This is a genomic window from Streptococcus sanguinis (genome assembly GCF_900475275.1).
Lineage (GTDB): Bacteria > Bacillota > Bacilli > Lactobacillales > Streptococcaceae > Streptococcus > Streptococcus sanguinis_N.
Genome location: NZ_LS483364.1, coordinates 1536275 through 1554733, shown reverse-complemented (window position 1 = coordinate 1554733; position 18459 = coordinate 1536275). Strand labels below are relative to the sequence as shown.

The 18459-nt window shown below is 45.1% G+C and carries 17 protein-coding genes, 1 tRNA gene, 1 other RNA gene and 2 pseudogenes; 17 read left to right on the top strand and 4 right to left on the bottom strand.

Annotation, left to right across the window (positions count from 1 at the left end; all coding sequences use genetic code 11):
- Window positions 1–45: 45 nt before the first annotated feature.
- From rapZ to whiA, 3 genes are read left to right on the top strand one after another with little or no spacing between them, the layout of a single operon-like run.
- Window positions 46–936 (top strand): RNase adapter RapZ, encoded by an 891-nt coding sequence (gene rapZ, locus DQM55_RS07690; protein WP_002906915.1) that lies wholly within the window; start codon window positions 46–48, stop codon window positions 934–936.
- Window positions 933–1910: a YvcK family protein gene (locus tag DQM55_RS07685; protein WP_111676021.1), complete on the top strand. Its 978-nt coding sequence runs from the start codon at window positions 933–935 to the stop codon at window positions 1908–1910. The genes rapZ and DQM55_RS07685 overlap by 4 nt, the downstream gene beginning before the upstream one ends.
- Complete coding sequence (whiA, locus tag DQM55_RS07680) at window positions 1907–2818, top strand: DNA-binding protein WhiA (RefSeq protein ID WP_111676019.1); 912 nt, start codon at window positions 1907–1909, stop codon at window positions 2816–2818. The genes DQM55_RS07685 and whiA overlap by 4 nt, the downstream gene beginning before the upstream one ends.
- Window positions 2819–2849: 31 nt before the next feature.
- Here whiA and DQM55_RS07675 read toward each other — a convergent pair whose 3' ends face one another.
- Together DQM55_RS07675 and DQM55_RS07670 are read right to left on the bottom strand one after the other, a co-directional pair.
- Entirely contained in the window at window positions 2850–3818 is a 969-nt protein-coding gene (locus DQM55_RS07675) for an NAD(P)/FAD-dependent oxidoreductase (RefSeq protein ID WP_111676017.1), read from the bottom strand.
- Between the two features lie 111 nt (window positions 3819–3929).
- On the bottom strand, window positions 3930–5246 hold the full coding sequence (locus tag DQM55_RS07670; protein WP_111676015.1) for an FAD-containing oxidoreductase: 1317 nt from the start codon (window positions 5244–5246) through the stop codon (window positions 3930–3932).
- 189 nt (window positions 5247–5435) lie between these two features.
- Here DQM55_RS07670 and DQM55_RS07665 point away from each other — a divergent pair, with 189 nt between their 5' ends.
- The 6 genes from DQM55_RS07665 (at window position 5436) to rpsU (ending at window position 9897) form a co-directional block, all read left to right on the top strand.
- Window positions 5436–5792 (top strand): DUF1304 domain-containing protein, encoded by a 357-nt coding sequence (locus DQM55_RS07665; RefSeq protein WP_049547882.1) that lies wholly within the window; start codon window positions 5436–5438, stop codon window positions 5790–5792.
- A 115-nt stretch (window positions 5793–5907) separates the two neighbouring features.
- Window positions 5908–6285: a BlaI/MecI/CopY family transcriptional regulator gene (locus tag DQM55_RS07660; RefSeq protein WP_002910143.1), complete on the top strand. Its 378-nt coding sequence runs from the start codon at window positions 5908–5910 to the stop codon at window positions 6283–6285.
- Between the two features lie 15 nt (window positions 6286–6300).
- Entirely contained in the window at window positions 6301–7770 is a 1470-nt protein-coding gene (locus tag DQM55_RS07655) for a M56 family metallopeptidase (RefSeq protein ID WP_111676013.1), read from the top strand.
- 376 nt (window positions 7771–8146) lie between these two features.
- The gene (locus DQM55_RS07650) at window positions 8147–8878 is read left to right on the top strand and encodes a polyphosphate polymerase domain-containing protein (RefSeq protein ID WP_002897873.1); all 732 of its coding nucleotides are present in this window, start codon (window positions 8147–8149) and stop codon (window positions 8876–8878) included.
- Window positions 8879–8889: 11 nt separating this feature from the next.
- Entirely contained in the window at window positions 8890–9573 is a 684-nt protein-coding gene (locus tag DQM55_RS07645) for a DUF4956 domain-containing protein (protein WP_002895949.1), read from the top strand.
- Window positions 9574–9720: 147 nt separating this feature from the next.
- Complete coding sequence (gene rpsU, locus DQM55_RS07640) at window positions 9721–9897, top strand: 30S ribosomal protein S21 (RefSeq protein ID WP_000048054.1); 177 nt, start codon at window positions 9721–9723, stop codon at window positions 9895–9897.
- 113 nt (window positions 9898–10010) lie between these two features.
- Here the strand turns inward: rpsU and mscL are convergent, their stop codons facing one another.
- Entirely contained in the window at window positions 10011–10394 is a 384-nt protein-coding gene (gene mscL, locus DQM55_RS07635; RefSeq protein WP_002902748.1) for a large conductance mechanosensitive channel protein MscL, read from the bottom strand.
- A gap of 154 nt (window positions 10395–10548) precedes the next feature.
- On the opposite strand from mscL, the gene dnaG reads away from it, so the two are divergent.
- From dnaG to DQM55_RS11940, 7 genes and pseudogenes are all read left to right on the top strand, one after another.
- Window positions 10549–12333, top strand: coding sequence for a DNA primase (gene dnaG / locus DQM55_RS07630; protein ID WP_331811290.1), 1785 nt, complete (start codon window positions 10549–10551; stop codon window positions 12331–12333).
- Between the two features lie 2 nt (window positions 12334–12335).
- A complete protein-coding gene (rpoD, locus tag DQM55_RS07625) occupies window positions 12336–13448 on the top strand; it encodes an RNA polymerase sigma factor RpoD (protein WP_002897871.1) in 1113 nt (370 codons plus the stop codon).
- 125 nt (window positions 13449–13573) lie between these two features.
- Window positions 13574–13912, top strand: a complete 339-nt coding sequence (locus tag DQM55_RS07620) for a metal-sulfur cluster assembly factor (RefSeq protein WP_002897870.1) — start codon at window positions 13574–13576, stop codon at window positions 13910–13912.
- 81 nt (window positions 13913–13993) lie between these two features.
- Window positions 13994–14342: a transfer-messenger RNA gene (gene ssrA, locus DQM55_RS07615) on the top strand.
- A gap of 166 nt (window positions 14343–14508) precedes the next feature.
- Window positions 14509–15348 (top strand): DUF695 domain-containing protein, encoded by an 840-nt coding sequence (locus tag DQM55_RS07610; RefSeq protein WP_049547878.1) that lies wholly within the window; start codon window positions 14509–14511, stop codon window positions 15346–15348.
- A gap of 38 nt (window positions 15349–15386) precedes the next feature.
- A tRNA-Ser gene (locus tag DQM55_RS07605) sits at window positions 15387–15474 on the top strand.
- A 210-nt stretch (window positions 15475–15684) separates the two neighbouring features.
- Window positions 15685–15924: pseudogene (locus DQM55_RS11940) on the top strand (accessory Sec-dependent serine-rich glycoprotein adhesin); the annotation flags it as partial.
- A 41-nt stretch (window positions 15925–15965) separates the two neighbouring features.
- Here DQM55_RS11940 and DQM55_RS11935 read toward each other — a convergent pair.
- The gene (locus tag DQM55_RS11935) at window positions 15966–16211 is read right to left on the bottom strand and encodes a hypothetical protein (protein ID WP_462884937.1); all 246 of its coding nucleotides are present in this window, start codon (window positions 16209–16211) and stop codon (window positions 15966–15968) included.
- On the opposite strand from DQM55_RS11935, the pseudogene DQM55_RS11930 reads away from it, so the two are divergent.
- Window positions 16174–16998 (top strand): annotated as a pseudogene (locus tag DQM55_RS11930) (sialoglycan-binding domain-containing protein); the annotation flags it as partial. The gene DQM55_RS11935 and the pseudogene DQM55_RS11930 sit on opposite strands and share 38 nt — an antisense overlap.
- Between the last annotated feature and the right edge of the window lie 1461 nt (window positions 16999–18459).

Here is an 18459-nt window from a genome sequence, read left to right as displayed (position 1 = left end):
GGGAAAACCACTCTTTGACAGATTCTATCTGATGAAAGGATTATTATGTCTGAGAAGAAAATTCAGCTTGTCATTGTGACTGGAATGAGCGGGGCGGGGAAAACCGTAGCCATCCAGTCCTTTGAAGACTTAGGTTATTTTACCATCGACAATATGCCGCCAACTCTGGTGCCGAAGTTCTTGCAGCTGGTCGAAGGGACTACTGACAATGATAAATTGGCTCTGGTTGTCGATATGCGCAGCCGTTCCTTCTTTTTGCAAATTCAGAACGTTTTGGATGAATTAGAGCAAAATGAGAACATTGATTTCAAGATTCTTTTCCTAGATGCGGCGGATAAGGAGTTGGTGGCTCGTTACAAGGAAACGCGTCGCAGCCATCCGTTGGCAGCTGATGGACGGATTTTAGATGGGATTAAACTGGAGCGTGAACTCTTAGCCCCTCTGAAGAATCTCAGCCAAAATGTTGTGGACACAACAGATTTGACACCACGGGAGCTCAGAAAGACCATCTCTGAGCAATTTTCAAATCAGGCTGACATGCATAGTTTCCGCATTGAGGTCATGAGTTTTGGTTTCAAATACGGTCTGCCCTTGGATGCTGACTTGGTTTTTGATGTGCGCTTTCTGCCTAATCCCTACTATAAGCCTGAGCTACGCAATCAGACAGGCTTGGACAAGGATGTCTTTGACTATGTCATGAACCATGCCGAGTCAGAAGAATTTTACCAGCATCTGCTGGGCTTGATCGAGCCCATTTTGCCAGGCTATCAGAAGGAAGGAAAGTCTATCCTGACGATTGCTGTTGGCTGTACAGGTGGTCAGCACCGCAGTGTAGCCTTTGCTCAGCGCTTAGCAGATGATTTGGCTAAAAATTGGCCGGTCAATGCCAGTCACCGCGACAAAAACCGTCGGAAAGAAACGGTGAACCGCTCATGAGAAAGCCACGAATTACAGTCATTGGCGGTGGAACAGGAATTTCAGTTATTTTAGACAGCCTGCGTAAAAAGGACGTAGAGATTACAGCCATTGTTACAGTAGCAGATGATGGCGGCAGTTCTGGTGAGCTGCGGAAAAACATCCAGCAGTTAACTCCGCCAGGTGACTTGCGAAATGTCCTGGTAGCTATGTCCGACATGCCAAAGTTTTATGAGAAGGTCTTCCAGTATCGCTTTGCGGAAGGAGACGGTGTTCTAGCGGGGCATCCCTTGGGCAATCTGATTATTGCCGGCATTTCCGAAATGCAGGGCTCAACTTATAATGCCATGCAGCTTCTGACCAAATTTTTCCATACGACAGGAAAAATTTACCCTTCTAGCGACAATCCACTAACTCTGCATGCTGTGTTTGCAGATGGGACGGAAGTTGTAGGTGAGAGCAATCTGACCAGCAAGAGCGGGATGATTGAGCGGGTCTATGTTACCAATACCTATGATGATAAGAAGCCTGCTGCCAGTAAAAAGGTAGTCGAGAGCATCTTAGAAAGCGATATGGTGGTTCTGGGACCAGGTTCACTATTTACCTCTATCTTGCCTAATCTTGTTATTGAGGAAATTGGCCAAGCTCTTCTAGACACCAAGTCAGAAGTGGCCTATGTTTGCAATATCATGACCCAGAGAGGTGAAACAGAGCATTTTTCAGACAGCGACCACGTCCAAGTTCTACACCGCCATCTAGGCAGGAATTTTGTAGATACAGTCTTGGTTAATATCGAACCTGTCCCTCATGAGTACATGGACAGTAACCAGTTTGATGAATATCTGGTACAGGTGGAGCATGATTTTCAGGGGTTACAAGAGCAGGTTCCGCGCGTTATTTCTTCGAACTTTCTTCGTTTGGAAAATGGCGGAGCTTTCCATGACGGTGAGTTGGTCGTTGACGAATTGATGCAGATTATACAGGTACGCAAATGAGCTTTACAGTAAAAGTAAAAGAAGAACTGCTGAGTCTGGCAAGCAGAGATAAAAATGAGCTGTCAGCCATGATTAAGATGTCTGGCAGTTTGGGCTTGGCCAGCAGTGGTTTGACCCTGTCTGTCACAACAGAAAATGCCAAAATTGCCCGCCATCTCTATGAGTTGCTATCTGACCTTTATCAGGTCAAGTCAGAAATCCGCCACCATCAGAAGACCAATCTGCGCAAGAACCGTGTTTATACAGTATTTCTGGATCAGAAAGTGGAAGAAATCCTTTCTGACCTGCACTTGGCTGACTCCTTTTTTGGTATCGAGACAGGGATTGACCAGACTATTTTGACTGATGACGAAGCCAGTCGAGCCTACCTACGGGGAGCCTTTCTCTCAAATGGCAGCATGCGGGAGCCAGACTCAGGTAAGTACCAGCTGGAAATCTTGTCCGTTTATCTGGATCATGCTGAGGACTTGGCTGCCTTGATGCGCCGTTTTCTGCTGGATGCCAAGACCATTGAGCGTAAGAAGGGGGCTGTCACTTATCTGCAGCGGGCCGAGGACATCATGGACTTTCTCATTGTCATTGGGGCTATGGAAGCCATGGCTGAGTTTGAGTCTCTTAAGCTCATGCGGGAAGCGCGCAATGACCTCAACCGCGCTAATAATGCGGAGACAGCGAACATCGCTCGCACGGTTACAGCCAGTATGAAAACCATCAACAATATTGCCAAAATCAGCGACAATATTGGTATCGAGAGTTTACCTGTAGACCTGCAGGAGGTAGCCCAGCTTCGCATCCAGCATCCAGACTACTCCATCCAGCAGTTAGCCGATAGTTTGAGCCAACCTCTAACTAAGAGCGGTGTCAATCATCGCTTGAGAAAAATCAATAAAATCGCAGATGAATTATAAAAGCTGCCGAGTTTAAGCTCGGCAGCTTTTTTTATAGGCTTGTAGAATGCTTGGGTTGGACCTTCTGATCAGGATAGATATGATTAATGGCATTGTTGACAGCAGTAGGCGCCTCACCTAGCCCAGTCGCAATCAGGTCAATCTTCCCCTCGTAGCTGCAGCAGTCTCCGGCTGCATAGATACCTGGCATGGAAGTTTCTTGCTTGCTATTGACTAAAATCTTGTGACGGTTGAGTTCCAAGCCCCAATCTTTGAGATTGCCGACAGAGGATTTAAAGCCGTAGTTGACAAAGAGATGATCCAGTGGCAGAAGCTGACTTTCCTCTCCCTTGACTTGGCTGATTTCCAAGTGGGTTATCTTGCCGTTTTCGCCGATCAATCGACTGGGTACAAATGGTGTCTTAATCTCAACACTAGAAGCCTTGAGTTCTTCCACACTATGCTCCAAAGCCCGGAAGTTGTCCCGACGATGAACCAGACTGGTTTCTGCAATCTTTTCAAAAGCTAGCGCCCAGTCAACAGCCGAGTCACCGCCGCCCAGAACAACAACCTTTTTGCCAGCGTACTGGCTGATGTTTGACACATGATAGTGGAGGTTACTGTAGGCTTCAGCATCGTCTAACTCCAAAGCTCTCGGTTTGAAGGCGCCGCCTCCCATAGTGATGATGATGGTTTTGGTCTGATGCTGGGCTTGAGAAGTTGTGATAGAGAAGCCATCATAAGATTTAGTGATATCAAGCACTGTTTCATTGAGGCAAATCTCAGTCTGGAAAGTTTCCAGCTGCTCAATCAGACGCTGTGTCAGTTCTTCGCCACTTAGATTGGTAAAGCCCGGTACATCCAGAATCTTCTTCTCTGGATAGAGAATGGCTGGCTGACCACCCAGCTGAGGCAGGGAATCAATGATTTTAACCTTGGCTTGGCGCAGATGAGCGTAAAAAGCTGCGAATAGGCCAACTGGACCGCCACCGACAATCGTAATATCATACAGTTCAGACATAATCTTCCTCAATCTTTTTAAAATAAACTAGCATTATTGTACCACAAAAAGGGATTGAAATGTAAGTAAATGTTTTAAAGGCATCTTAAAAGCCCCTGATGGGGCTTAAAATTAGATAGCAAATAAATCATTGAGGTTTTCAGCCAGAGTTGGATGAGTGAAGATTTGCTTGCTCAAGTAGGTGTAAGGAATCTTATTATCCATGGCTACAGTCAGGATATTGATAATTTCTTGTGCTCCCGCTGAGAAGATAGTCGCTCCGACGATTTCCTTGGTCTCAGTATTGACAACAGCCTTGAAGGCACCGCGTAAGTCAGCATTGACATGTCCGCGAGGCATAGCTGCGACTGGAATCTCCTTCACTGCAATCGGCAATCCTTGCTCTTTGGCTTCCTTTTCAGTCAATCCGATTTGAGCCAAAGGTGGTGTGATGAACATGCTGGTAGGGACGTTTTTACGGTCTTCCAGTGTGTAGCTGCCATCGCCAGCCAGATAGCTATAAAGGATACGGAAGTCATCCAATGAGATATAAGTAAACTGCAGACCGCCATTGACATCGCCCGCTGCAAATACATCAGGTACAGATGTTTCCAAGTGCTTATTGACCTTGATAGCTCCGCGCTCTGTCAGCTCAATGTCAGTATTTTCCAACCGCAGTGGCTCAACATTCGGCTTACGGCCGGTAGCATAGAGCAGGGCGTCAAAGCGGAATTCTCCATCTTCTGTCACAACTACAACTTCGTCACCATCATTTTTGACCTGTGTGGTACGTACATTTTGTAAGAGTTGGATTCCGTCTTCTTCCATGTATTGCTTAGCTAGAGCAGCGATAGAAGGCTCTACTCGAGGGAGAAAGACAGGAGCAGCATCCAGCACAGTCACCTGACTGCCCAATTTGTTGTAGAGTCCAGCAAACTCTAGGCCGATGTTACCGCCGCCCAGAACTCCCAAGCGTTTAGGAAGTTCCTTCAGATTTTGAATGCCAGTTGAGTCATAGACATGCTCGGTCTCAGTCAGTCCTGGAATTGGCAGGACATTGGAAACAGCACCAGTATTGATGACAATAGTTTCAGCAGTCAGTTCCTCTTTCTCATCGCCAGCTGTGATTTCGATGACTTTATTGGAAAGAAAATGAGCTTCCGCATCAATGATGTCAACACCAGCACCACTGATTGCTGCATAGTTCTTCCCGTTGAGACGGCTGGTAACAGCATTCTTTTCAGCCATGACTTGGTCGAAAGCCAGGCCTTTTTCAGCTGCGACGAGCAGGGTCTTGGTTGGGATGCAGGCGATATTGATACAGGTTCCCCCGTACATAGCTTTGCTTCGCTCAATCAAAGCAACTTTTTTTCCTTGGGACGCCATTTTGGCTGCCAATGTTTTACCGGCCTTCCCAAAGCCGATGACAATTAAATCATAGGTTAACATAATTTACCTCCATTTTTCAAAAAAGATTGTATCACATCTAGTCAGAAATTGCTGATTTCTGCTACGCTTTTTTTCTTCAGTATTTTTAGCCTTGCTTTTTATACAGAATGTCCATTTTTAAGCAAGATTTTCGCAGTTCCAGTCAGTCTGTGTTATACTAAGTTTCGTTATTTATTTTAGGAGGGTAAAATGTCTATTATTACACTGATTTTGGCAAGTTTGGTTGCCTTGGAATTTTTCTACATCCTGTACTTGGAGACCATTGCGACGACTTCTGCAGCAACAGCTCGGGTTTTCGGTATGTCGCAAGAGGAGTTGGAGCGGCAGTCGGTCAATACCCTTTTCAAGAATCAAGGAGTTTATAACGGTCTGATTGCTGTCTTGGTCTTGATTGCGGCCTTTGTACAGCCTAGTCCGGTTTGGCTGGGAATTTTTATGGTTTATATCATCTTGGTGGCAGCATACGGTGCAGTGACCAGTGACCCTAAAATCTTGTTCAAGCAGGGAGGGCTGGCTATGCTGACCCTACTTAGTTTATTTTTCTAAGATCGAGTGAGGAAAATTGATTTCCCACTCTTTTTTTATATAATGATTGACTTTTTTGTTAGACAAGTGTAGAATAAAGATAGAAATAGCATTATTTAGAAAGCGCGTGGGAACGATGAAAAGATCTATCAAACGTTTGCCAGATGGGGAATTTACTATTTTAAAAGTAATTTGGCAGCTGCCTACCCCGACGACCTCTGCCCGTATCATGGAAAAGCTGGGACCAGACAATCACTGGAAGCCTCAGACTTTGCTGACAGTTTTGGCTCGCTTAACGGAGAAGGGCTTTTTAGACAGTGTCCGCAAGGGACGTGAAAGGCAGTATACAGCCTTGATCTCAGAAGATGAGTATCTGGAAGTTGAGGCTTCGGATTTCTTGAAGCGTCACAGTGGCCGTTCTATGGGCGGGTTTGTCAAAACACTCTTTTCTTCTAACTCCTTTTCGGAAAATGAATTGGATGAGCTGCGCAGTCTGCTCAACCAAGGAAAGTAGGATGGAGGGATAAGCATGAAACAGTTCCTTCTTTCTTTTCTTCTGACCAGTTTGTCGACATCCATTTTGGTGCTTTTGCTTAGTCTGCTTTTTACGGCCTTTAAGACTAAGATTTCGGTCAGAGTGAAGTATTTTATTTGGTTTCTGATATTGCTGAGTTTTCTGTTTCCGTTCCGTCCTCAGTTTGGCTCAGGCCTGATTCGGCTGAATACAGGATCGGTAGTTCAGACAGCAGTGACTGCTACCCAGACAAGTGGAGCTCAGGGTGCTTCTCCAGCAGTTGAAAAAGCTGCTCAGCCAAATCTGTTGGAGGCTTTTCTAAACCTGCCTTGGTTTGAAATTCTCTTCGCCATCTGGCTGATTGGCTTTGTCTTTAGTATAGGAAGATACGCTTATTCTTATATTCGCTTTAGAAAGATGCTGAAGCGCTGGGGCACGGAGTTTCAGGACGAAGAAGCGATGGCTCAGCTGCGGGCTGTTCAGCAGGAGATGGGAGTTAAGGGCCAGATTCGTCTGCTCCACTATCCTATGTCCCAAAGTCCTATGTTGCTAGGTTTCAGAGATATTTTAATCGTGCTGCCAGAGTTGGACTACACAGAAGAAGAGCTACAGCTTATTTTCAAGCATGAGCTGACCCACTACAAACACCGAGATGTTTTAATCAATCTCTTAGGGATTTTTGCCAAGAGTCTGCACTGGTTTAATCCAGTTGTCCGCTTTGCCTGCCGTGAAACCCAGGAAGCAGGAGAAATGTACTGTGATTACGATGTTCTGAGCTGTAGAGATACAGAGTATCGGACTTTCTACGGTGAAACGATTTTGACCATGATAGACCGCAGTAAGAAGACCCCAATTGCTCTGACGACCTGCTTTTACTCTGACAAGTTTAATCTCAAGCGTCGGATTGTCGGTATTATGGATAACCGGCTGCCTAAGAGATTTCTGTCTGCTGCCTTTGTCGTGGCAGTTCCTCTCCTTTTGCTCTTGGCTAGCTCGGTCTTTGCCTTAGAAAGCCCAGCTGCTCAACAAAGCAAGCCTGTGGCGGGACAAAAACGGCCTCAAGGACTCAGTCAGCGTCAGGCTCTAGGAGTGGTCTTGAAAGAACTATCGCTTTCTGAAAAGGATATAAAAGATTTACAAATTTCGCGTGAGAAAGACACCTATAAGATTCGCTTCTCGCACGGGCAAACGGCCCATGAAACCATTGTCAATGCTAAGGATGGAAAACTGGTCAAATCTAAGCAGCATACCATTGTCGAAAAGACGGTAACGGTCGAAAAAGAAGTCAGCCCATCCTCGTCAGCTGCATCAACTCCAGCTGACAACAGCGCTACTGCAGGCGCAGGGAATACGGGAGCAGCGGGCTCGACCGGAGCAAATACTGGAGCTAGTACAGCGACAGTTCAAACTCCGTCTCAGAACAGTTCCTCTCATACGACAGACACTGATGATCCAGATGATGATGATGACCATGATGACGATTAAATAGAGGATTCTGCCAGTTTAAGTTTCTTAAAAGCTTAGACTGGTAGAATTTATTATCTTCTCAAAGGGGGATTTAGCAATCCTCCAAGAGCAGTTAGTCATCAGTTTATCTTTTATTTTAGGTCGATTTTGCTTACAGTTTGCATTTCGTTTCCTAATGCTAAAAAAACTGAAAGATTATTTATCTTTTTTCTTGACATTTATAAACGACAGATGTAGAATATAATTATAAACTACATTTGTAGAATGTCTTTGAAAAATACTGCTTGGAAAGGAGAAGAAAGCAAAGCTTATCCAGACGCTTGTAGGTGCAGAGCGGAAGCTCTATTTCTTTTAAAAACAAAAACTACATTTGTAGAATTAAAGGAGAATCCAAATGAAACAAAAGCAAATCCAAACAAACTTCCAACGGATCGAAACTAAGTATATTCTTGACCGAGCAATGCTAGCTCGTCTTGAAGCTGACATGAGGCCTTACCTTACCGCAGATGATTATGCGACATCAACCATTTCCAATGTGTATTTTGATAATGATGAGTTCCAGATGATTCAGGATTCCATTGCCAGAAAAGGTGGTCGCGAAAAGATGCGGATGCGCACTTATGCTGAGCAGCCAAATGATGATAGTCAAGTTTTCTTGGAAATCAAGAAGAAACGCGATGAAGTAGGTTTCAAATATCGTTTGGTTTCGAATCCTCTCTCTGTGACCAACTATATTGTGAACGGTGTGGCAGACCATACTATTTTTGATGATCGGGTCAAGGCAGAAGTGGAGCAGTTGCAGGAGCGCTATATAGATTTGAAGCCAAAAATGGTGATTAGCTATGACCGCTACTCTATGAGAGGCTTGGAAGATAAAAAGGTACGTGTGACAGTTGATTCCAACATCCGCTACCGAGATTATGATGTAGACTTGGCTTTAGGCCGCTATGGACTGCCCTTGCTGGAAGACGACAAGGTGATTATGGAAATCAAGGTTCCTGGTCAATATCCTCAGTGGCTGGCTGATATTCTGAATAAATACGGTCTTGAAGACCAGTCCTTTTCAAAATACGGCAATGCCTACCTGAAAACTAAAGAAAGGCTGACTCAAACAGTCAAGGCCTAAGGAGGTAGTTTATGCTCAATCAGTTATTTAACAGTATCTACTCCTCTACGGAAGTCAAGATAAATCCTTTAGCATTGATTTTTTCACTAGCAACTAGTGTGGTTTTAGGAATTATCTTGGCCAAGGTCTATAAGCGCCAAACCATTTATACCAAGGAATTTGTCGTCACCCTCTCCCTTTTGCCAGCCATTATTTCCATTATCATCTTCTTGGTTAATGGAAATCTGGGTACCAGTGTCGCCGTAGCAGGGACTTTCAGCTTGATTCGCTTCCGGTCGGCCGCAGGTGGCTCCAAGGAGCTTCTAGCCATCTTTATGGCGACAGCTATCGGGATTACAACGGGGATGGGCTTTGTAGCATTGGGAATTGTCTTTACTCTAGCTATTTCAGGCATCTGGATGCTCTTTGAAAAGATGAGCTTTACTTCAGTCAGTCCGACCAGACGTTATGTCCAGGTTCAGGTTCCAGCTGATTTTGACTACGAAGTACTCTTTGATGCTATCTTTGAAACGACTTGTAAATCAGCCGAACTGACATCTCTCAAGTCGGCTGAAAAGAAGTCTATCAAGCTGGACTATGTTGTTGACTTGAATCCTGACATGAGCGACAGAGAGCTCATTCAGCAGTTCCTGTTCTATGATAAGGTGCAGGACATTTCCCTTTCCAAAGCTGCTAAGAAGCGTAAAACCCTCTAAGCAAAAGAAGACCAGCTGCAGCAGAGCAGTTGGTCTTCTTGTTTGTATCATAAAAAGGGGATACATCATACTTACAGAAAATACTTGACACTCTTTTCTATATGTGGTATGATTATATAGATTTTGGACTTGAAGGGAGTGAAAAAAATGTCAAAAACAGTAGTACGCAAGAATGAATCACTTGATGATGCACTTCGTCGTTTCAAACGTGCGGTTACTAAAGCTGGTACTCTTCAAGAAACACGCAAACGTGAATTCTATGAAAAACCTTCTGTAAAACGCAAACGCAAATCAGAAGCAGCTCGTAAACGTAAAAAATTCTAATTGAACAAAAAAGCAGACTCCGGTCTGTTTTTTGTTTTGGCTCTTTGGAGAGAAGGGGATGATTGTGAGCAATAGGCAAGAAAAAAACACTGATTTTCATCAGTGAATTCTCTTTATTTTTTCTCAGCCAACAAAGCTTTGATTTCTTGCAGGACTTCAAGTTCAGTTGGAGCTGGTTCTTCTTCAACAACTTCTTCTTGTTTTTTACCCAAGCTTTGAGCTTTTTCTGCAGCTTTTACTATGAAGAAGAGAACAGTTCCGATTACAAGGAAGTTGATGACAGCGCTAAGGAAGCTACCATAAGCAACACCTTTCCAAGATAATTCAGCAATCTTATCTACACCAGCAGCACTCAAGGCTGGGTTCAAAATAAGTGGTGTGATAATGTCATTTACCAATGAAGTAACAATTGCACCGAAAGCAGCACCGATAATAACGGCAACAGCTAGGTCAACTACGTTGCCACGAAGTAAAAAGTTTTTTAATTCTTTTAACATTCTTTCTTTCCTTTCAAGAATTTATTAATGAGATTATATTATAGCTTATTTATATGACAGCTACAAGATATTTGCTTGTCAAATATTTTACATTTGCTTCATTTTAGTATAAAATATAGAATGATATTCTATGATAAATTGGAGGTATTGTCTCTTGATTGATAAAGAAATCATTTCTGAAATTAAAAACAGCGTCAATATCGTCGATGTCATAGGAGAAACGGTGGCCTTGACCAAGGCTGGGCGGAATTTCCTGGGACTCTGTCCCTTTCATGGCGAAAAGACGCCCTCTTTTAACGTTGTAGAGGACAAGCAGTTTTATCACTGTTTTGGCTGCGGCAAGTCGGGCGATGTCTTCAAATTCATTGAGGATTATCGAGGCGTTTCCTTTATGGATGCTGTGCAGATTGTAGCAGAACGGGCAGGGATTCCCTTGGCTGTGGAGACAGCGGGCAATGACCGACCGAGACAAAGCCATCCGCATCAGGCTCTCTACGATATCCATACCGAGGCAGCGAAGTTTTACCATGCGGTCTTGATGACGACCAAGATGGGAGAGGAAGCGCGGGCTTATCTCTACCAGCGCGGGCTGACAGATGATGTTCTCAAGCATTTTCAAATCGGGCTTGCTCCTAATGAGGGGAATTATCTTCATAAGAGTATGGCTGGCAAGTTTGATGAGAACACCATCATGAACTCGGGCCTCTTCAATCTGGCAGAGAATAATCTGGTCTATGATGCTTTTCAAAACCGGATTATGTTTCCCCTGACCAATGACAGTGGGCAGGTTGTGGCCTTTTCCGGGCGGATTTGGCAAGAGGCGGCTACTGACGGCCATCAGGCCAAGTACAAAAACAGTCGTAGCACCGCTATTTTCAATAAAAGCTACGAGCTCTATCATCTGGATAAGGCCAAGCCGGTTATCAAGAAGAGCCATGAGGTTTATCTGATGGAAGGCTTTATGGATGTGATTGCGGCTTATCGGGCCGGGGTTGAAAATGCAGTGGCTTCTATGGGAACTGCTCTGACGCCTGAGCATGTCCAGCACCTGAGCAAGTATTGCAAGAAGATTATCCTGTCTTACGATGGAGATAGGGCTGGGCAAGCAGCGACTGCTAAGGCCTTGGATGAGCTGAGAGATATGACGGTGGAAATTGTTCGGATTCCGGATAATTTGGACCCGGATGAATTTCTAGCTAAAAATTCTGAGGAAGACTTGCAGCATTTGCTGAGCAAAACGCGAATAAGTAATGTGGAGTTTCTGCTGCATCATCTGAAACCAGATAATATTGAAAATCTGCAGGCTCAGATTGAGTTTGTAGAGAAGATGGCGCCGATTATTGCGAAGACCAAGTCCATCACAGCTCAGAACTCCTATATTTACATGCTGGCTGAGTTGCTGCCGGACTTTGACTATCAGCAGGTAGAGCAGACGGTAAATAACAGTCGGCTGGCTGAGCGCTCTAGTCGCAGTCAGGAGGCGCCCACTCATCAGTCTCAACCAGTCGTTATGCAGTTTTCGCCTTCGAACCGGCTGAGTCGGCTCATGAGGGCGGAAAATCATATCTTCCACCGCATGATACATCATCCTTTGATTTTGAACCAATACCGGCTGAGAGAAGACTTTGTCTTTGACTCGGAGGACTTGCAGGCCTTGTATGAGATTTTGCTGGCAAATGGCGAGGTGACACCGCAGGATTTGTCCCAGCTGCCAGATCATGTCCAGCAGGCTTGGTACCGCGTTTTAGAAGAAGACTTGCCTGATGAGGTTTTGGAAGATGAGTTGAAAGAAGTGGAAGAAACCAGAGAGCGGGAGATTTTGCGCAAGCATAATCAGTTTATTAGTAAGAAGATTCGAGAAGCCTCTCACAGCGGAGATACGGATACAGCCCTGTCCGAGCTGGAGCGCTTGATTGAGCAAAAAAGAAGAATGGAGTAGGAATGGCTACAAAACAAAAAGAAGTAACAACATTAGACGTTCAAATTGCAGAATTTATCCGCAACCACAAGCAGACAGGGGTTGCGACAGATGATGAAATCAATGACCAGCTGGTCATCCCTTTCACTTTGGACGCTGATGGGATTGAGGATTTGCTGCAGCGCATCCAGGATGCTGGCATCTCAATTACAGATAAGGAAGGAAATCCCAGCGCACGCGTCTTAAATAACGAAGAGGAAGAAGCAGAACTGACGGATGAAGAACTCCTAGGCAGCAATTCAGCCAAGGTCAATGACCCAGTCCGCATGTATCTGAAAGAAATCGGAGTTGTGCCGCTTCTCAGCAATGAAGAAGAGCAGGAGTTGGCTATCTTGGTAGAACAGGGAGACTTGGAAGCCAAGCAGCGTCTGGCTGAGGCCAACCTTCGTCTGGTTGTTTCCATTGCTAAGCGTTATGTCGGCCGTGGTATGCAGTTCCTTGACTTGATTCAAGAAGGAAACATGGGGCTGATGAAGGCCGTTGATAAGTTTGACTATACCAAAGGATTTAAGTTCTCAACTTATGCGACTTGGTGGATTCGTCAGGCCATTACCCGTGCGATTGCTGACCAAGCTCGGACCATTCGAATTCCAGTCCACATGGTGGAAACCATTAACAAGCTAGTCCGCGAGCAACGTAATCTCTTGCAGGAATTAGGTCAAGATCCTACGCCTGAGCAAATCGCTGAGCGTATGGATATGACACCGGACAAGGTTCGTGAGATTCTCAAAATTGCTCAGGAGCCAGTTTCATTGGAAACACCTATTGGTGAGGAAGATGACAGTCATCTGGGAGACTTTATTGAAGATGAAGTGATTGAAAACCCAGTCGACTATACAACTCGTGTCGTCCTTCGTGAGCAGCTGGATGAGGTCTTGGATACGCTGACAGACCGCGAGGAAAACGTCTTGCGTCTGCGCTTTGGTCTGGACGATGGGAAAATGCGGACACTGGAAGATGTCGGCAAGGTCTTCAATGTAACTCGCGAGCGGATTCGCCAGATTGAAGCCAAGGCCCTGCGCAAACTCCGCCATCCAAGCCGTAGCAAACCACTCAGAGACTTTATTGAAGATTAAGAAGTGAAGAGCAAGAAGGGGCAGAAATTTTTCATTAGGAAGCGTTAAGTCGGCAATCCTAGCTGAAAACAAAAGCCCTCTCGAGCTAACTTGAAGTTTTGCCATATCTATAAGGAGGATATTGCATGTCAGAACAAAAATACAGCCCTGAAGAAGTTGAAAAGATTAAAACGCGTATTTTAGAGAGCTTGGAGCAAGTCATTGACCCAGAGCTGGGGATTGATATTGTCAATCTAGGTCTAATCTATGAAATCCGTTTTGACGAGACCAATGGGGAAACGGAAATCGATATGACCCTGACAACCATGGGATGCCCTCTGGCGGATCTTCTGACTGACCAGATCTATGACGCCATGTCAGATGTTCCAGAGGTTACCAAGACTGATGTTAAGTTGGTTTGGTACCCAGCTTGGACGGTGGAAAAGATGAGCCGTTATGCCCGGATTGCTTTGGGAATCCGCTAAGGACTTGGAGTAAAAGCTAGCCTGCTGTGTGCAGGCTTTTGCTTTTTTTGAGGGATTTTGTTATAATATTCCTATTGTCTCGGGGTCGTTACGGATTCGACAGGCATTATGAGGCACATTTTGCGACTCATCTAGCGGATGTAAAACGCCAGTTAAATATAACTGCAAAAAATAACAATTCTTACGCTGTAGCTGCCTAAAAACCAGCCAGCGTGACCTGATTCGGATTGCTTGTGTCTGATGACAGGTCTTATTATGAGCAAGCTACGGCAAAGTCTAGTCTAGGGATTTTGCAAGAGATTGATAGACTCGCTTGACTTGGGCTTGAGCTATGTGTCAAAGTGAAGTTAAACCAATACATAGCCTATGGTTGTAGACAAATGTGTTAGCAGGTGTTTGGACGTGGGTTCGACTCCCACCGGCTCCATTATTTTAAAGTCCTTCTAAAACGTTGAGAAATCAGCGTTTTTTGCTTTTACGATGTTCAGGAAATCTTGATTTCTATCTGAAAAAGTAATACAATGATGTTAGTGATGGCAAAGGAAATATTTGTATTTCTATTGGGTTGATTTCATAAGTATTAAGGGAAGTTTGATATGAGTTTTTTTAAGAATCTGTTTAGTAAGAAGCAAGAGGAAGAGAAAGTAGAAAATATAGAAGAAGCAGAACTTGATGTGCCTACTGAGGATCCTTTTCCGAGTGAGTGGGGCTCTTTCTCAACCTATATTGATGACAAGTTGGCTAGCATCCGTCTGAATCTAGCTCTTGCTGATGAGGCCCCCTTTCCTCTATACGCCTATGCTATGAGGCTCAAGGTAACGCTCCTCCAGTACGATGGGGAGACAGGTTTTCCATCTAGTGATGAGTTTAAAGAGCTGAATGTGATTGAGGACCGGCTTTCTGAGGCTTTAGGGCAGGTCGGTGGCATTCATGTTGGTGTGATTACAACAGATGGAAATATTGAGTTTTATTACTATTTGCAAGACAAGAAAAGCCATCTGGAGCCAATTGCCGAAGTGATGCGCGACTTTCCAGACCGCCGCTATGACTCGGCAACCCTAGAAGACGAGGAATGGAATCAGTACTTTGATTTTCTCTATCCTAATGAATACGAGTATCAGACCATTCTCAACCAGCGGGTCTGGTACCAGCTGGAGCAGGATGGCGATGATCATAGTCAGGAGCGCGAGATTGACCATTGGGCTTATTTTGCTTCGGAGGAAGAACGGGATGGTTTCCTAAAGGAAGTCGAAGAGCTGGGCTATAGCCTCGTATCCGCTGAAAAGATAGAAGATGCTGACAAACCATATCAGCTGCATGTGATTCGTATGGATACGACAGAAATCTTTGATTTGAACCAGAATGTTTGGACTTTGGTTGAATTTGTGAAAAAATTTAACGGAAACTATGGCGGTTGGGGCTGTAATGTGGTATAATGATTAAAGTTTTGAGAAAGCTGGGCTTTCTCTTTTGTGGAAGATTACTCAAGAGGCTTAAGAGGCTGTGTTGGAAACGCAGTAGGCGTGTAAAAGCGTGCGTGGGTTCGAATCCCATGTCTTCCGTCATAAGATGCAAGAAACGCTGTTTGGCGTTTTTTCTATTTGTAAAAGAGGCATGAAAGTAAGGTGATTCTTTTTGGAAATGAGTTTTTTGGAAATACTTGAAAACAATTTCAGCAAAAAAAATAAGTAAATTATTGTTCATTTTATATAATAGTGTGGTAAAATGGGATTAATGGATTTTTAAAAAGGATATAAATTAAAGGGAGAATTATGTTTTTTAAACGTCAAAAAGGTAAGTACCACGAAGTAGAGCGTGTGACTCGTTTTAAGCTGATTAAATCGGGCAAGCATTGGCTGCGTGCTGCGACATCACAGTTCGGCCTTTTTAGATCAATGAAGGGGGGAGGCCTTTCATCGATCGAGCTCAAGGTAACGGAAGAACAAGTTACCGATAAGAAGAGCGGCATAGACTTTTTGAGGGGCATTGTCGCCACGGGAGCCGTGCTGGGCGGAGCTGTTGTGACAAGCACAACTGTCCATGCAGAAGAAGGTCAGGCTCTGGAAAAGGTCATTGATACGACAGACGTTTTAGCGACACGTGGTGAAACAGTTTTAGGTGAAGAAAGCAGTGCTGCTGAAGCAGCAACCGCAACGGCAAGCTCACATACTGAGTCAGAGTCTGTATCAGATACATCCTCAGCCAGTGCCAGTGCTTCTGTCAGTGCATCTATCTCTGCCAGCATATCAGCTTCAGAGTCAATGTCACAGTCTAGCTCTGCCTCTATTAGTGCTAGCACATCTCAAGCAGTCTCAGATTCCTTAAGTGTATCTGAGTCTCTTTCAGTGTCTTCAAGTACATCTGATTCAGTCAGTGCTAGTACTAGTCAGCCAACCAGTTCTTCTCAGTCAGTTTCTGCCAGTCAGACCTCTGCATCGTCTGCATCAGAAACCGGCAACTCTACAAGCAACCAGCAGTCTACAGAATCCTCTAGTCAGACTGGGCGTAGAAGAACGCGTCGTGATGTAGCAAATGCTGTTGATACAGAGAGACCTGTTGTTGATTTCCCAAGGGAAATAACTGTCTATCGTGGCGAAAGTTTTGAGTTTATTGCGACAGCGACTGATAATTCAAATGCTTTCGATATCAATAAGACATATGTCCGTTGGTATAAGGGTACTGATTCTGGTAAGGGAACTGAATGGATTCAAAAAACTGTCACTCAAGAAGGTAATCAGCTAAAGATTCAAGTTCACGGTAATGTGCCAGTAGATACAGTAATTGGTGACTATACTCGTTATGTTATGGTTACTGATGCAGCAGGAAACCAAAACGTTTCTAACGAGGAGTTTTCAGCTGCTGTTAAAAACAAGGACAGAATTCTTAATGGTCAGTTTATGATTGTCATTCGATACAGACCAAATCTTCCTGAGAATACAGTGTTAGTCAATAATCCAAGCCAACTATCTGAAACTGAAAAAAATCAGGTCAGAGAAGCGATTAAGCGAAGTAATCCAAATTTAAGAGAACAAGACGTTGCAGGTAATAATTTAAACGGTGCTATTTCGGTTTCTAATAATGGTACGACTACTATAACATTCAGAGATAACAGGAAGGCTACTGTTGAGGGCAATAAGTTGGTAGATACAAGAGAAGGAAGTACTTCCAAATCTGCAAGCACCTCCGCATCCGTCAGTGCCTCTACCTCAACAATCGAATCTATTGCGGAAAGTAAGTCAGCCTCTGCTAGTGCCTCAACTTCAGCAAGCAGTTCCGCGTCTACAAGTGCTTCTGTGTCAATTAAGAGCTCCGCGTCCACAAGTGCGTCTACAAGTGCAAGTACGTCCGCGTCGACGAGTGCATCCGTAAGTGCAAGTACATCAGCTTCAACGAGTGCGTCAGTAAGTGCAAGCACCTCAGCGTCGACGAGTGCTTCAGTGAGTGCAAGCACATCGGCCTCCACGAGCGCGTCAGTAAGTGCAAGTACGTCCGCGTCTACTAGCGCATCTGTGTCTGCAAGTACATCCGCGTCCACAAGTGCATCTGTATCTGCAAGCACCTCGGCTTCAACGAGTGCGTCAGTAAGTGCAAGTACGTCCGCGTCAACGAGTGCGTCAGTAAGTGCAAGTACCTCAGCATCAACAAGTGCATCAGTAAGTGCAAGTACCTCAGCATCAACGAGCGCTTCAGTATCCGCAAGCACATCGGCTTCAACAAGCGCATCCGTATCCGCAAGTACCTCAGCTTCAACGAGTGCGTCAGTAAGTGCAAGTACGTCCGCGTCAACGAGTGCGTCAGTAAGTGCAAGTACCTCAGCATCAACAAGTGCATCAGTAAGTGCAAGTACCTCAGCATCAACGAGCGCTTCAGTATCCGCAAGCACATCGGCTTCAACAAGCGCATCCGTATCCGCAAGTACCTCAGCGTCGACAAGCGCATCCGTTTCAGCAAGTACCTCAGCGTCGACAAGCGCATCCGTAAGTGCAAGCACGTCCGCTTCAACGAGCGCGTCAGTAAGTGCAAGTACGTCAGCCTCCACAAGTGCGTCAGTAAGTGCAAGTACGTCTGCTTCAACGAGCGCGTCAGTAAGTGCAAGCACGTCTGCCTCAACGAGCGCATCGGTAAGTGCAAGTACGTCTGCGTCAATCAGCGCATCGGTAAGTGCAAGTACCTCAGCTTCCACGAGTGCATCCGTAAGTGCAAGTACGTCTGCGTCAACCAGCGCATCCGTAAGTGCAAGTACGTCCGCTTCAACAAGTGCCTCTGTTTCTGCAAGTACGTCCGCTTCCACGAGCGCGTCAGTAAGTGCAAGTACGTCCGCATCGACGAGCGCGTCTGTAAGCGCAAGTACGTCCGCTTCCACGAGCGCGTCAGTAAGTGCAAGTACGTCCGCATCGACGAGCGCGTCTGTAAGCGCAAGTACGTCCGCGTCCACTAGTGCGTCAGTTTCAGCAAGTACTTCAGCTTCGACGAGTGCCTCAGTATCCGCAAGTACATCTGCGTCAACAAGTGCGTCCGTAAGTGCAAGTACCTCAGCCTCCACGAGC